The sequence below is a fragment of the Brevibacillus sp. IT-7CA2 genome, from assembly GCF_949767855.1.
Lineage (GTDB): Bacteria > Bacillota > Bacilli > Brevibacillales > Brevibacillaceae > Brevibacillus.
The window spans coordinates 35,953-51,329 of sequence record NZ_CATKQT010000051.1; the positions used below are offsets into that span (position 1 = coordinate 35,953).

11 protein-coding genes are annotated in these 15,377 nt (G+C 48.2%); 6 read left to right on the forward strand and 5 right to left on the reverse strand.

Annotated elements, in window-relative coordinates:
- Positions 1-18 precede the first annotated feature (18 nt).
- The 5 genes from refZ to ACM6JA_RS23775 all read right to left on the reverse strand — a co-directional run bounded on the left by refZ (position 19) and on the right by ACM6JA_RS23775 (position 5,837).
- Positions 19-621, reverse strand: a complete 603-nt coding sequence (gene refZ / locus ACM6JA_RS23755; RefSeq protein WP_414854356.1) for a forespore capture DNA-binding protein RefZ — start codon at positions 619-621, stop codon at positions 19-21.
- A 255-nt stretch (positions 622-876) separates the two neighbouring features.
- On the reverse strand, positions 877-1,785 hold the full coding sequence (locus tag ACM6JA_RS23760; RefSeq protein WP_414854357.1) for a DUF6612 family protein: 909 nt from the start codon (positions 1,783-1,785) through the stop codon (positions 877-879).
- A gap of 126 nt (positions 1,786-1,911) precedes the next feature.
- Positions 1,912-2,910, reverse strand: a complete 999-nt coding sequence (locus ACM6JA_RS23765) for an MBL fold metallo-hydrolase (protein WP_414854358.1) — start codon at positions 2,908-2,910, stop codon at positions 1,912-1,914.
- A 66-nt stretch (positions 2,911-2,976) separates the two neighbouring features.
- Positions 2,977-5,217 (reverse strand): sensor domain-containing diguanylate cyclase, encoded by a 2,241-nt coding sequence (locus ACM6JA_RS23770; protein ID WP_414854359.1) that lies wholly within the window; start codon positions 5,215-5,217, stop codon positions 2,977-2,979.
- Between the two features lie 38 nt (positions 5,218-5,255).
- Complete coding sequence (locus ACM6JA_RS23775) at positions 5,256-5,837, reverse strand: histidine phosphatase family protein (protein ID WP_007720935.1); 582 nt, start codon at positions 5,835-5,837, stop codon at positions 5,256-5,258.
- Positions 5,838-6,066: 229 nt separating this feature from the next.
- Between ACM6JA_RS23775 and ACM6JA_RS23780 the strand changes: the two genes are divergently transcribed.
- From ACM6JA_RS23780 to ACM6JA_RS23805, 6 genes are all read left to right on the forward strand, one after another.
- Positions 6,067-8,355 carry a YcdB/YcdC domain-containing protein gene (locus tag ACM6JA_RS23780; protein ID WP_414854360.1) on the forward strand — a complete coding sequence of 763 codons (2,289 nt, stop codon included), beginning with the start codon at positions 6,067-6,069 and terminating at the stop codon, positions 8,353-8,355.
- Between the two features lie 292 nt (positions 8,356-8,647).
- The gene (gene rpsD, locus ACM6JA_RS23785) at positions 8,648-9,247 is read left to right on the forward strand and encodes a 30S ribosomal protein S4 (protein WP_015892403.1); all 600 of its coding nucleotides are present in this window, start codon (positions 8,648-8,650) and stop codon (positions 9,245-9,247) included.
- Positions 9,248-9,656: 409 nt separating this feature from the next.
- On the forward strand, positions 9,657-12,797 hold the full coding sequence (locus ACM6JA_RS23790) for a transglycosylase domain-containing protein (protein ID WP_414854361.1): 3,141 nt from the start codon (positions 9,657-9,659) through the stop codon (positions 12,795-12,797).
- A gap of 70 nt (positions 12,798-12,867) precedes the next feature.
- Positions 12,868-13,500 carry an N-acetyltransferase gene (locus ACM6JA_RS23795; protein WP_414854362.1) on the forward strand — a complete coding sequence of 211 codons (633 nt, stop codon included), beginning with the start codon at positions 12,868-12,870 and terminating at the stop codon, positions 13,498-13,500.
- A 34-nt stretch (positions 13,501-13,534) separates the two neighbouring features.
- Entirely contained in the window at positions 13,535-14,179 is a 645-nt protein-coding gene (locus ACM6JA_RS23800; RefSeq protein ID WP_007720953.1) for a CBS and ACT domain-containing protein, read from the forward strand.
- Positions 14,176-15,330 carry an acetoin utilization protein AcuC gene (locus tag ACM6JA_RS23805; protein WP_414854363.1) on the forward strand — a complete coding sequence of 385 codons (1,155 nt, stop codon included), beginning with the start codon at positions 14,176-14,178 and terminating at the stop codon, positions 15,328-15,330. Before ACM6JA_RS23800 ends, ACM6JA_RS23805 begins: the two co-directional genes overlap by 4 nt.
- The last annotated feature ends 47 nt before the right edge of the window (positions 15,331-15,377 follow it).

Sequence of the window (15,377 nt, forward strand, 5' to 3'; positions counted from 1 at the left end):
CATTGGGAGAGGCCACGCCTAAGCGGGCAGCAAAGAACCTCGCAGATAACACATAATCGAGGTTTGCAGCCATTGGACGAACTCCTCGGAAGATGGCTCCAGATCATAGACCTGGCGAACCATTTGTGGTTGCAAAAATGGATATATCATCTGGCTCGTCATAGCCAGTACTGTACGATCAATAGAGACGGGCAAAAACTCACCCGAGACGACACCGCCCTCGATCACACGCGAAAGTCCGTGCTTCCATCGGCTCATATATAGCGTCATCACTTCACGTGCAAGCATGGATTCTACGCTCAGCTCACGATGAATCAAACGCGTGATAGGCGCATGCTCACATTGAAATTGCAAATACAGCTGCACAACTTGTTCCAATCGTTGATAGGCAGGGAAGTTTTCCTGCTCGTTTTCCAGTTCTTCCAAAAGGCGAAACAACGTCTCAAAGTAAGAAGCAATCAACGTCTCCAGGACTCCTTGCTTCCCTTCAAAGTGATAGGAAATCAGCGCGGAATTTACTTGAGCAACAGAGGCAATTTGTCTTACGGAGGTCCCTTTGTAGCCATGAACATCAAAAAGCTTCGCTGCTGCGGATAAAATACGCATTTTCGTCTGATCCATCAGGCATCTTTCCCATTGTACAGATTATTCGACGAAAAAAGATAGTCATGTTGTATGTTCGACAATGTTTTCCGGTATTCCTTCTCGAAATGCTGATTCCATCGAAAAAAACCGCTATCGCATAGATTTTCTTCCACATAAGAAGTACGTAAAAAGTATCGAGTACGTTACCTCAATTTTTAATTTTCCCTGACAAAAAAAAGACGCTCCTGTCTTTTTTGCAAGAGGAACGTCTCACTTGATTACTCTTACTCCCTATTTGCTTTTTTCCTCTGGAGCTGTGATGGGGGCTACTGCTCCGTATTGCTGCAAATATGTTTCTACTTGCGTATGCTCTTTTACACGCTGATCGTTCAAATCGTACGCAGATCGAATGGACATCGTCATGTTCGTGGGGAGCATCGTTTTTTTGTTGTAGTGAATCGTATACTCTGCCTCCACTTCCATCTGGTTCACGAGCTCGTTTACGTCCACCTTTTTCTTGGACTGAATCGTGGGCCCAGAATGATGTGCAGGCGTCCCTCTCCAATTGCCTTCCGAGAGTGACATCGCTAGCTTTAGCTTCGGTATGTAGGGTTTCTCCCGCCCTGCTATCGATTGGACTTTTGCTCCCGACTTTGTTTGTTCTTGCATTTGGGTAACAAGCCAGCTCTTTAGTTTGGCAGAATCCAATACGACTCCGAACGCCTCAAAATCGTCTTTTGGATTCTCATCAGGCAGCATCCGAACGTTTCTTTTCATGTTGTCGATTTGCTGAAAGGAAGCGATGGGGTTCCAGTTGTTCATTTCTTGATGCAGGGCCGGACTATCCCCTGCGACATGTTTCCAGCTTTCGTTTTGATCATGCTTGGTATACAGCTTGTCCCCTTGGCTGAGCAAGGATAAGTTGTCCACTCTGTTTTCTTCTGGGACAGAGAGCTTCACGTTCATGTACACAGCCGCTCCGTCTTTTCTGCCCGAAAAGTTAACCATGTTCGCATTGGCACTATTCGCCGTCAACAGCTTGGTTTGCCCGTAGAACGCATACGATTTCTGCGCATCGAACTTGTCACGTACCTGCTCAAACGTTGTATTCGCATCCTGCTTCACACTCATTTGATTACAGCCACCTACAACAACTGTACACACAAGAGCCATCACGCAAATGGGCAAATACTTCTGCATAGATGCTACCCTCCCTCGGCTACCCTGGGTCAGCCTCATGTGGGTCCCAGGGTAATAGTCCCTTTTAGCGTTTCCGGGGAGGAATAGGCTTATTCTACTTACAAGCCTCTCTTGTACGATCAGGTTTTACAGGTGGTAATACAAGATACGATCCTGCTCTCTCACTTCAATCTGATGGAGGATCATCAACAAATCAATGTGCCCCAACGTTTCGGATAGCGTCAATGGCAATTCTTTTTGGTACAAGCCTGGAAATAAGAGAGCATTCAGTTCAAAAGCTGTCTTTTCTCCATCTGCAAGAAGCGTGCGGAGCGTGTCTGTCCTCTCCCAGTTCTTTTGCAGACGAGCGAGTATGAGCTCTCGATGCTTGTAAACCGGTTCACCGTGTCCACTGAGGACCTGTTCGATCTCCATGTCCGCACACATTTGCAACGCTGTGCGGTATTGAATTAAGGTCAGTGGTCTTGAACTCGAACGATTCCGAGGTGGTTCAATGAAGGCATTGGATGAAATTCGCTTGATGATATGATCTCCACCAATCATGACTTGATCCTTTGCCCGATACAACGACAGATGACTTTGGCTGTGTCCTGGCGTATACAGTACCTGCCAGTCCTCCAAGTACGGTACCTTTTGCTCATGCTTCAGATGAAAATCAATCTGGCTTGGCGCAGAAAACGTCTTCATCAGCTTGTGAAATTTCGAGATAATGACCATCATTTTTTCTGGTACACCGCTCTGGATGTACAGCTCTTCGAAAAACTGATCATGAAAAGTCATAAACTGCTCATCCTGCTGTACATAAGGGGTTGCCTGCGGATGGGCAAACGTCTTCGCTCCCGATCGTTCCCGTACTTTTTCTAACTGCCCGCAATGATCCACATGATGATGCGTCAGTATGACTTGCTCGATATCTTGCACGCCTGTCCCAATCGATTCTAAGCCTTCTGTTAAGGCCGCCCACGCATCATCGGTCAATGGACCCACATCAACCAACGTCAAGCGTTCCCCTTTTAGCAAGTAGACGTTTACTGCCCCCACATCAAAAGGCGTAGGTATTTCCAGACAAAAAATATCAGGTGCTACTTGCCTCGCGATCCTTTGCTTGTCATCATTCGTTGTCATTTTTTATCTACCTCTCAAGTTTTTTGCCTTTTTTTCCGAAAAGAGAAAAGAGCCTTTGTTTTGGCTCTAGGCGAGAACAACTTGATTTCTACCTGAATTTTTGGCTTCATACAAAGCAATGTCTGCTTGATGGAACAGCGCTTCTACACTCAGGTTTACATCCATTTCCCTGCTCCATTTCGCTAGTCCACACGAGATCGTGACCTGTGGAGACGTCTCCTGCTCGACGCATTCCCGTATGCGCTCTGCCACGGAATGTGCGGTGTTTTTGTCCACACGCGGCAAATAAACAGCGAGTTCCTCTCCGCCCCATCTTGCCGCGATATCACTGTCTCGGATGCTATGTCGAATCAGATTGGAGACCTGAATCAGTACCTCGTCCCCTACCTGATGGCCAAATGTATCATTCACGGTTTTAAAATAATCAATATCGATCAAGATCAACGAGCCATAGTTGTCTTTTTGTAATGATCCTCTTACTCGTTCATTCAAATGTCTTCTCGTGTACAGACCTGTCAAATTATCCGTAATGACCATTCGTTCCATTTCATTATGCAGGACGGCGTTGGTCATTGCCAAGCTCGCATGTTGTCCGAATATTTCGAGGAGTTTGTAGTCGTCAAAACTAAAAAAATGATAACGGGAATCTGCGACTAAAAGGACTCCACTAATCTCACCCTCAACAACGAGCGGAACCCCCATGAAGGAACAGCACGAAAAGAGCGAAAAAGGAAGCGGTCCTGCCCCTGGTTGAGCCAGCAATAACGCCTGCTTGTTTTGCAAGATTTGCTGAAATGGCTTTTCAGTAGAATCGATTGCCATGCCATTGAAAGCTGGAATGGAGGAAGAAAGCACATCGAAGCAATCCTCACCCGGCGTTTTTCGCAAGATGGCACAAAACTCTGCATCAAAGGTTGCCCGCATCATCGTCGTAACAAAATCGAGAATTTCCTTTAAATCAAGACTTCTGTTCAACTGGCGTGCCATCTCATTAATTAAACGCAATTCTCGAATCAAATTGCGCGATTGCTGATAGAGCTGTGCGTTTTCAAACGCAGTGCCAGCAGTATCTGCCAAGATCGAGATGTAGTCCTTTTCATGCTGATTCAAGGAGATTCGCTGATCGGACGTCACTTGCAATACTCCGTAGATACCCTGCTTGCCCAAGAGTGGCGCTGCGATCACCGTCACCTGTTGCTCCCCTTCTCCCACTTCTTCGGCAATGAGACGTCCTTCCAAATAGGCCTTGGTACTGGTAGACGGCTCTACTTCTTGAAAAGAAAGCTGTTTGACCGGGGTGGTTGCATTAGGTTCAACCGTCAGGAAAAGCTCTACCGACAAGTACGGATAAAGGCTGGGAATGCTCGTCACGATTTCATGCAAAACATCATTCACATCAATCGATGCCTGAATCTTTGACATCAACTGATACAACAAATCTTTTTTGCTCGCTTCACGACGCAGGTCGTCCGACATGATCGAACGCCAAAGCGCACAGCTTGCCTTCGCGCCTACTTCCTGCAAAAAAGCAACATCCCGTTCATCGTACACGCAATCTGTCTCTTCGGGTGGCAGATGCAAAAACAGTGCGTAGAGCGGCGTTTGGTTCAAGGAGACAGGAACGACAACAAGCCTGTGGTCATCTAAAATGGAAGGCATGATTTGCGTCTTACCGAATCTCGAAACCAGTTGGGCAATGTGGGTTTGTCCGCCTTCGGCCTCTTGCGTTGTTACGCTCTCCTGCGGAATCAACGTGGCATTGTCCGCGAGCTTCACGGCCGAACAATAGCCTTTTTGGATAATGTCACTGATCTGACCCGTCAAGCTTTGCAGCAGCTCTTTGGTCGTATCATGCAGTGTCAAATCCATGACAATCTGGCTTGTGACGTGTTGAATATATGCATCATATCCCATGCGAATCAACGGCTCTAGCCCGCGCATGTAGGATGACAAATCGAAATGGATCTGGTCTTCGGGCGCTATCATGCCAATGACAGCTCGAACCCTTCCATCTTCTTCACACAAAGGAAAGGCTCCACACACGTTGTTCGTTTTACTTCTCGTTTTGACTACGATCTCTTTGGAGGAAAGTGCCTCTAAAATAAAATCAAAGACTTTGCCAATCGATACATCGTGTTGCAGGGTAAGCCCTTGAGAATTCTGAGATGGACCAACCTGCATTTCCATGTAGTTGATTACACGGCCCCCGGAATCTGTCAAGAAAAGGATGCCTGGGCGCTTTTCCGGCCAAGATTGTAAGATAAAATGGGCCGTGTAGGAAAAGACCGTCTCTAACTTCCCCAACATTTTACTTGACACGAGAAACTCCCTCTCTCAGCATTTTCTCAAGCTTTCAAATGGTCTGTATCATTAACGGATAGAACTTCCCACCTGCGATCTACATACCGAAATATCGTAATACCGGTATTATCGATACGTGTGATACCCGTTCCTTGTTCTCCTACCGTCACATAATGCAAGAAGCTATTAATAAGACCGCCATGCGAGACAACGACAATCGCCTCACCTGGATGGCTCCCTGCTATTTCTGTCATGGCAGCTACAGCTCGACGCTGCATGTCTTCAAATGTCTCGATTCCACAGGAGGCTTCATCCTGATTTTCAAATCGCTCACGTATTTCTTCATAGGTGAGTCCCTCCCACTCCCCATAGCAGCGCTCCCGCAAGGTTGGCCGCGTAGAAACAGAGGATTGGAAGTTACCAGCAATCTTGGCAGCCGTATCGTGTGCTCGACTGAGATCACTCGAATAAAAAGCGTGAATCTTCTCGCCTTGGAACCTGTCTGCTACTTGCTCGGCCTGACGTACCCCGAGCTCGTTCAATGCGATATCACTGTGGCCTTGTATACGACGAATCTGATTCCACTCCGTCTCTCCATGACGAATGAGATACATGATGGTTTCCAAAACGAATTATCTCCTTACCGTTCTGTATTCTATGGATAGTATTTCTTATTATATAAGATGCATGTTCACAATTCTAGATTGATAAAAAAACATTTGGTACAAAATTCCTATATTTCATTCCTTTCTGCAAATACCAGGCACTTTTTTTCATGAATTTGAACTGAAACGAACCTTTACTTCCTCTCGTCAGAGGTGATAAGAAGAATATGACATCGTTGGAGGGGTTCCTATGAAACCGTGGATCATTCGGTCTAGCTCATTTGTTCTATCTGCCAGTCTGTTGCTGCCTGTCGCACAAGCGCATGCACAATCACCTCATGTGAGTACCAATAAAATAGCGACTACTGTGGCACAAGCAGACTCCGTGGCACAAGCCAAAGCAAAGCTATCCAAGGAAGCAGCCTTGGCACTCGCTACAAAAATAGTGCCTACCGCTGGGATGACAGTGCAGAATGTGTCATTTCGTTCAGCGGACAGCTGGCGCCCATTTCCAGAATGGTCGTTTAGTTGGGTGAAGAAAGATCCAGAAAACAGTAAAGCCCTACTATCATATAGCGTCAGTATCCACGCTAATACAGGCGAACTGACTTCCTATTCACATCAAGAGCAGGACGCATCTTCGCTTCCCTATGCAAAACGAATTTCCTATACAGAGGCGCAAGAACAGGCGAAGCGCTTTTTCGAGAAAAACAATGCAGGAAAAGCAGCGGAAACAAGACTGTATACCCGCGATATGCCAGAGCCAAAAACTCCGTTGAACTCGGAAGTCTACTATAATTTCCGCTTTGTTCGTGAAGTGGACGGCATTCTCTTTCCTGACAACGGCGCAGATATCACAGTAGATGCTTCTGGCAAAGTGACCAACTATTCTCTGTCGTGGAACGACGTGACTTTCGAGGACACGGATATGACAATCTCAGAAGAAGAAGCTGAGAAACTGTTTAAAGAACAAGCGAATCCAAAACCAGTTTACCTGCTGCCGTGGGAGCGGATGGAGACTCAAAATAACAAGCCTTCTCTCGGGTATATGAATCCTTTCACATTCTACATTGATGCGGAGACTGGGAAAGCATTGACACAATCGTTGACCCCGTATCAACCGCCGAAAGATCCTGAGCCTGTAAGCCGCAAAGTCCTTCCTGCACGCCGAAGCGGACAACCGCTCTCCCAAGAGGAAGCTGTACAATGGGCATCGAAATCATTGAATTTGTCCAACTATGAGCTTCGTTCTGCCAATTACAATGAAAGAGACTACCGTGGCAATCGTCCTGTCTGGGATCTCGAATTTGGCGAAAAAGGCAATAGCGAAGACGGATTTGCGTATGTCTCCGTGGATGCTGTATCCGGGGACATCTACCGATTGAACAAGGACTTCCGTAGCCATAAAGAAAAAACAACCGTTTCTAAAAAACCAGACATGGAAAAATTCAAGGCAAAAGCGATGGAAACGATTCGTGATTTGGCGCCAACCATGGCCCACCAGCTTTACTGGACAGAGCGTTTTGAAGAGGAAATCCAAAACCAACCCGTTGATTCCGAGCGGACGCAGATCCGATTTGAGCGTTTTATCAATGGAATAGCTGCAGCTAGCGGCTCTGCCTACTTCACGTTTGACACAGAAACAGGCGATCTGCTGAGTTACAGTACTGAATTGGGCAGCGAAACATACCCGACACAAGTTCCCAAGCACCTGCCTGCTGCCGAAGCGAGCGAGAAGTGGTGGACCGAGACAAAAGCAGAGGAAGTATACGCCCTCGTCCCTCTTAGTCCTGAGGATGCCAAACGCGCAAAAGAGCAGCCTTCCTACACCCCGAAGCGAACTGCCAAGATGGTCTATCGCGCGACAATGACGCCGTTTGAGCAGCCATATTACCTTGATGGTGTAACAGGCGAGTGGAGCTCCACCTCTACTGGCAAAACGATTGCGCTGCATCGTCCGGCTCCTGCCGATTTGAAAGGTCATCCAGCGGAGAAGGAACTCTTGCTGATGTATGAATACGACGCACTAACGCTTGAAAACGGCAATATCATGCCGCAAAAACCGATCACACGTGGCGAAATGATTGAAATGCTCATGATCAGTCTCAACCAAGGCAGACACTATCCACAGTACTCTCTGGAACGCAAGGCCACTTATAGCGATGTGGCAAATGGTTCGCGCTTCTTCTCAGCCGTGGAAGGTGCTGTTGATCGTGGACTTCTCGATAAAAATGCTTCCAAGCTGAACCCAAATGAGACGATTACACGTGAAGAGCTCGCTGATATGATTGTTCGTGCACTCGGTTACAAAAAACTGACCGACTTCCCTGGTATGTTCCAGTCCCAGCTCTCAGACATTGCCAATTCGAAGTACCGCGGTTCGATCATCATCGCGACTACACTCGATATCGTGCCAACCGACAAGCAGAAGTTCCAGCCGCAAAGCCTTGTCCCTCGTGCCGATGCAGCCATTACCTTTACCCGTTTCCTCGAAAAACGGGATACTTCAGACGGGCCGGTTACTTTGTTGCGAAAATAATACCCAAAAAGCGCCATCCAGCCCACTTCTTGCGGCGGATGGCGCGCTTCTTTTCCCTTGACTTTACTATATCGCGCCTAGTATTATTGAATGTATGTGTACAGGGTAGCATTGATTGTAGGTAAAAACGGAAGGATGTACCCTCTTAGTTCCCTCCCTTTACAGACTGCGGCTGATCATCTGTGAGGAGCACGATGCGGAAACGCTACCGTCCGAAGTTCGTGTAGATAAAGTAGGAACTAACCTGCCGGAAGTAAACACCTGCGAATCCATATTAAAGGAGAATGAAAACATGTCACGTTACACAGGACCTCGTCACAAACTGGCTCGTCGTCTGGGTATCTCCCTCGATGGTACAGGAAAAGACATCAAACGCAACTTCCCTCCAGGTCAACACGGTCACAACAACCGTCGTAAACTGAGCGAGTACGGAATCCAGTTGCAAGAAAAGCAAAAACTGCGCCACATGTTTGGCCTTAACGAAAAACAATTCCGCCGCACTTTCGACAATGCTAGCAAAATGGCTGGCGTAGTGGGCGAAAACTTCATGAAATTGCTGGAATCCCGTCTGGATAACCTGGTATACCGCATGGGCTTTGCTCCAACTCGCCCAGCTGCTCGTCAGTTGGTAAACCATGGTCACTTCCTGGTAAACGGCAAAAAAGTAAACATCCCATCCTACCGCGTACAACCGGGTGATGTAATCTCCATTCGTGAAAAGTCCCGTGGTCTGCAACTGATCAAGGACGCTCTGGAAGGTCGCACTTTCCTGCCGAACTACGTTACATTCAACGATGCTGCTGCTGAAGGTACCTTCACTCGTCTGCCAGACCGTGAAGAAATGCCAGCTGAAATCAACGAAGTTCTGATCGTTGAGTTCTACAGCCGTTAATCGTCTGAGGATAAAAAGAAAAAGAGTAGTGCCGCTTGTCGGCCTGCTCTTTTTTTATTTATTTGCCTTATGCCACGCTTTCGCTCACGCCAACACCTCGCGAACGAATTCATTACAGGTCAGCCAGATGCACGGAGAGTAGCTGCTGCTCCTCTGTAAACATCTGCGACCAGTTTTCTGTGAAGCCTTCGAGATGAATCGGCTCGTCTATGTTCATTTGTCTCCTCCTATGAAATCTATTTCCTGATCCCACTCTGTAAGCTTAACAATATCTGTGAAACGCAATCAAACACATGCCGTTGACAACTTTCAACGGTTTTTGACACATTTTGCTATCTCCTCCGCATTTTCTATCCTCTAGGTTCCTCGTATGGTATAATCAGGGGGTATGCTAGGGGGTCGTAGAACTATGTCGAATAACCACACATCTTCCTCTGAACCGACGAAGAAAAAGCGACGCAGAAGCCGTGGTAGAACGTTCTGGATCATCTTCCAAATCGTCTTCGTACTAGGGCTAATGGGAGCTGCAGTTGCGGGAGGAATCGTGACAGGTTATGTTGCCGCACTCGTGAAGGACGAGCCTGTGCGCAGCAAGGAGGAACTGGAGAATAAAATCTTCACCAACTATCTGACTGGATTCGCCTACTACAACGACGGCTCTCTGATCGGCCAATTGCGGGCCGAAGAAGGCGATCGACGTTTGGTGAAGAAAGCAGACGTTTCTCCCTATTTAATTAATGCCATCATCGCAACTGAAGACAAAACCTACTACCACCACTCCGGAGTTTCGCTGCAATCTACCATGCGCGGAGCGATTCAGGAAATTACCAACCAACCTGTCGTAACAGGTGGTAGTACGATTACACAGCAGCTTGTAAAAAATACAATCCTTTCTGCTGAAGTTAGCCACACCCGTAAGGCCCGTGAAATCTTTACCGCGATTCGGATCGAGCGCATGTTTTCCAAAGATCAGATTCTGGAAGCCTACATGAACGAAATTTACTTCGGAAAAAACGCCAACGGATCAAACGTATACGGCGTTCAGGCTGCCGCGAAAGGGATTTTTGGCAAAGATGTAAAAGAGCTCGGGCTCGCTGAGGGCTCCTATCTTGCAGGCATGATTCAAAACCCAGGTGCCTACTCTCCATTCCGTGCAGAAAGCTATCAGCGCGGGAAGGAACGCCAAAAAATGGTGTTGGATCGCATGCTGGAAAATGGCTACATCACACAAACCCAATACGATGGAGCTCTCGCCAGTGAATTGAAGGCACAGCTAGCAAAACCGACGCAGCAAGCTTATCGAGAAGTACCTTTCTTGATGATGGAGATTGAAGATCGTGCCGCACGTCAACTTGTGGATGCAGACCTCTTGGAAAAAGGACGAGACAAATCAACCATCGGCCGCAACGAATACCGACAGCTAGTTGAAGAGAAACGTCGCGACATACTGCGAAAAGGGTACAAGATACATACCACTATCGACAAGAGCGTATATGACATCATGCAGGCTGTTGCAGCCGACCCGAAAAACTTCGGTAAGAATCGTACCTATACGATTCGTCGCTCTAACGGCAAAACAGAAAAAATTGAAAATGCTCTGGAAGAAGTCGGCGCAATGCTGATTCACAACAAAACAGGAGCCATCCTCGGCATGATCGGGGGACGTGACTTCAAGGTGGAACAGACGAACCACGCCACCGTACCACGCCAGCCTGGTTCGGCCATGAAGCCACTTGCCGCTTATGCTCCTGCTTTTGAATTGGGATTGCTCCAGCCAGCATCCCCAATCGATGACGCTCCGGTGTTACTCGCTGACGGCCAGAACGGTTCCCATTTACCTAAGAACTGGAACAACAAATGGCAAGGGATTATGAGTGCCCGTGAAGCGCTACGGATGTCCTGGAACATTCCGGCGATCAAGACGTATTTGAAAGTTGGCATTCCAACGGCTCTCGAATACGTGAAGAAAATGGGAATCACAACATTGGTGGATGCTGACAACTATGCAGCTACTGGCGTAATTGGCGGTCTTACCTACGGAACAACTGCCGAGGAAATTACAAACGCCTATGCGACATTCGCAAATCACGGTTCTTTTGTGGATGCCTACTTGATTGACCGAATTGAGGATAACACCGGAAAAGCCATTTATCGCCACGAAACCAAGCCTGTGCAAGTGTACAGCGAGCAAACCTCATACCTGATCACTGATATGATGCGTTCCGTCGTCAATAACGGTACAGGTACACACGTCCGCAAATACGTGCCGCGCAAAGTCGATGTGGCAGGGAAAACCGGAACAACGAACAACAGCAACGACCTCTGGTTCGTCGGTTACACGCCAGAGCTGTCCATGGGGGTATGGGTTGGCTTTGACGAGCCATATCCAATGCCAGACGCGGACAAATATGTTCCGATGGTCGTATGGGGTAAGGTCATGAAGGATGTCATTGCGAAGCATCCAAACCTTTCACCTCCTGACTCCAGCTTTAAAAAGCCAGCAGGAATTGTCAGTGCGACTGTTGACTCCAAGTCAGGCCTTTTGCCAAGTGAGCTTTCAAAAGAAGCTGGCCATTTGATCACTGATTTGTTCAACAGCAAATTCGTTCCGACGAAGGTGGACGATACCCACCAAAAAGCACGCGTCATTACGTATAATGGCGAACGGTATTTGGCGAAGGAAGGGACACCTGAAGATTTTGTTACCGAAAGCGTCTTCTACCGCTCACCTGATCCGCTCCCTACCAAGGAGCAAATTCAAGCGAAAAACAGTAGGGTCGCCACCCAACCACCAGATTGGGAGGACCGCCTGCCTGACAAGGAAGACCCTCGCACAGAGGCAGGTGGAGCGCCAGCTTCGCCAAGCGGTGTAACAGTTACAGGCTCAGGCAAGCAAATTTCACTTACCTGGCAATCAGCCAAAGAAGCTGACTTGGTCGGTTATCGCATCTACCGCGCTGATGTGCAGAACGGCTTTGTCAAAGTAGCGACTGTGAAAGATCCATCGGAATTGACTTTTGCCGATACGACTGCAGCCCATCGAGATTTAGGCTATTATGTCACTTCTGTGGATATCGCTGGCAATGAATCGCAGCCTTCCGCAATCGCTTCTGTCGGTTCTACACAGACATGGCAGTTGCCTGATCCAAACCAAGGTACGGAAACAGGCATCCCGAATCCAACGGACGATAACGGGAATGGTCAAACAGATCCAGATGGAACTGCGACTAACCCGCCAGATGGATCAGGAGGCACGAACACAAACACTGATTCCACTTCACCACCTGCTGCTCCGAAATCCTTGTCCATCAAGAATACGCCAAACGGTTGGCAGCTACAGTGGAAAGGAAGCAGCTCGTCTGAGCAGATGTACAACGTATATTTTAGCCCAGACTCAGCAAGTGGCTATTTGCTGCTCGGTACAGTCTCTAGCACAAGCTTTACACATGCAGCAGAAGTACCGAATGGCAGCAACTATTACATTACCGCAGTCAACAGTTACGGAGAATCGCCACATTCTAACATCGTAACTGCCAACACCACAGAATAAACTGGAATGACAACTGACAGAGATGGTTAGACGCCATCTCTGTTTTTCTACAAACGTAGGGGGGGAACTGATGGAGCACGTCAAACGCTATCACTCATTGAGCCTAATGGTGAACAACAAGGAGCTGCTCGTCGAAGGACCGATTACAGGAAGTCATCTGGCCTCATTACGCTTTGATGAGGGACTGAAAGCTTTTCGTATCCCTGAACAGCAGCATGAAGCTCTCATCGAAATCGCTGATTTGCCTGAAGGACGCATTATTATTGCACGCGAAGGAGACCTCGTCCTCGGCTACGTGACCTTTCTGCACCCCGATCCACTGGAGCGATGGTCGCAAGCCCAACTGCCCGATTTGCTGGAGCTGGGCGCGATTGAAATCAGTCATAAAGTGAGAGCGGGTGGCGTAGGCAAAAAGCTGCTGGAAGTCGCCTTCTTGGACGACGCCATGGAAGACTACGTCATTATTACAACTGAGTATTACTGGCATTGGGATCTGAAAGGAACAGGACTCGATGTATGGCAATACAGAAAGGTCATGGAAAAGGTCATGGGCAGCGCAGGCCTGAGCTGGATGGCGACAGATGATCCAGAAATATGCTCACATCCCGCCAACTGTCTAATGGCAAAAATCGGCAAGCGTGTACCGCCAGAAACAGTCGTTGCCTTTGATGCTATGCGGTTTCAAAATCGTTTTCTGTACTAGTTTGGATGCCTTTTGATTCCAGGAGGTCACTCTTATGCGTATTGAAGAGATTATGCGGAAAAAAATTGTTACGATCCAGCCATCCACTACAATCGGAGAAGCGCTTCTCCTCCTCCGTGCAAACAGAATCAGGCATTTGCCTGTCATTGAAAACGACTCACTCGTAGGCATTATCTCGGACCGTGACCTGCGAGACGCTCTCCCCTCTCGCCTGCTGACACATGACGATGACGACACCGTCCTGCACAAGCCTGTAGCCGATATCATGAATCAACAAGTCATCACTGCCCACCCACTGGATTTCATCGAAGACGCAGCCCTCCAACTATACGAGCACAAAATCGGCTCACTCCCCATCGTCGAAGGGAATCGGCTCGTAGGATTAATCACAGAATCGGATCTTTTCTCTAGCCTGATCGAACTTTTCGGCGTTAACAAACCTAGCTCTCATATCGAAGTCGAAGTAGATGACCGCGTTGGCATGCTGGCAGAAGTCAGTCAAGTCTTTCGCGATGCACAAGTAAATGTCACCAGCGTCGTGGTCTTTCCTGGGAAACAGCCCGCAAAAAAGAACCTTGTTTTTCGGGTACAGACAATTGATCCGCGTATCGTGAAGCAATTGCTTCTTGAAAAGGGCTTTTCCGTAATCGGACCTACGGAAGGAGGGATACCCCAGTGAGCCGAAATGCTCGTCTGATCTACTCTCCAGACTACACGCAATATTATTTTCATGATGATCATCCGTTCAACCAGCGTCGTCTGCTCCTCACACACGATCTGATGAGCAGTTACGGTATACTCAAAGACTCAGACATCCTGACTCCCCGACCGGCGACAGATGAAGAGCTCGCCCTGGTGCATGACCCACGTTATATCCAATTTGTTCGCGATCAGGGCCATAGTGAACACGAGCTTCCGCAGGCAGCCAGTTATGGCTTGGGAACAGAGGATGTTCCCTGTTTTTCGAACATGCATGAAGCGTCCTCGCTGATCGTCGGAGGTACGTTAAACGCAGTGGACGCAGTTATGAGTGGACAGGCAGAACACGCCTTCAATCCCGCCGGTGGACTGCACCATGCCTTTCGTGGTCGCGCCTCTGGATTTTGTATCTACAACGATTGCTCTGTCGCGATCGCTTATTTGCGAAAAAACTGGAATGCACGTGTGCTGTATATCGACACAGATGCCCATCATGGAGATGGGGTACAGTGGGCTTTTTACGATGACCCTCATGTACTGACTGTATCCATTCACGAAACGGGAAAGTATCTCTTCCCGGGAACAGGGAATTTATCTGAACGTGGAGATGGAAGCGGTTACGGTTATTCTGTCAACGTTCCTCTCGATGCCTTCACGGAAGACGATTCTTTTCTGGAAGTATATGAAGAGCTAGTGTCAAAGCTAGCGGCTGGCTTCAAGCCTGATGTCGTCCTGACCCAAAATGGTTGTGACGCTCATGCATACGATCCCCTCACCCATTTGTCTTGTTCGATGAAGATTTATCAAGCGATTCCTCGTCTTGCCCACCGTCTCGCTCATAAATATTGCGACGGTCGTTGGATTGCTGTAGGCGGCGGGGGCTACGATATTTGGCGGGTGGTGCCGCGGGCGTGGACCCTGGTATGGAGTGAGATGAGCGATCAGCCTCTTACGGACGGTGATCTTCCCGAAGCCTGGCTCAAGCGATGGCAACCTGAAACGGATTTGCCCTTGCCACCTCGGCTTTTTGACGAATCATTCCCAACAATCCCACGACGAGCAGAGATCACGGAAAAAAATCGGCTTACGTTAGAACGTGCGATGCTGTACGCACCTATTGGATCAGAGTAGTAAAAAAAGCGTCCTGCCCTCGTACCTTTTTGGTACTGGTCAGCACG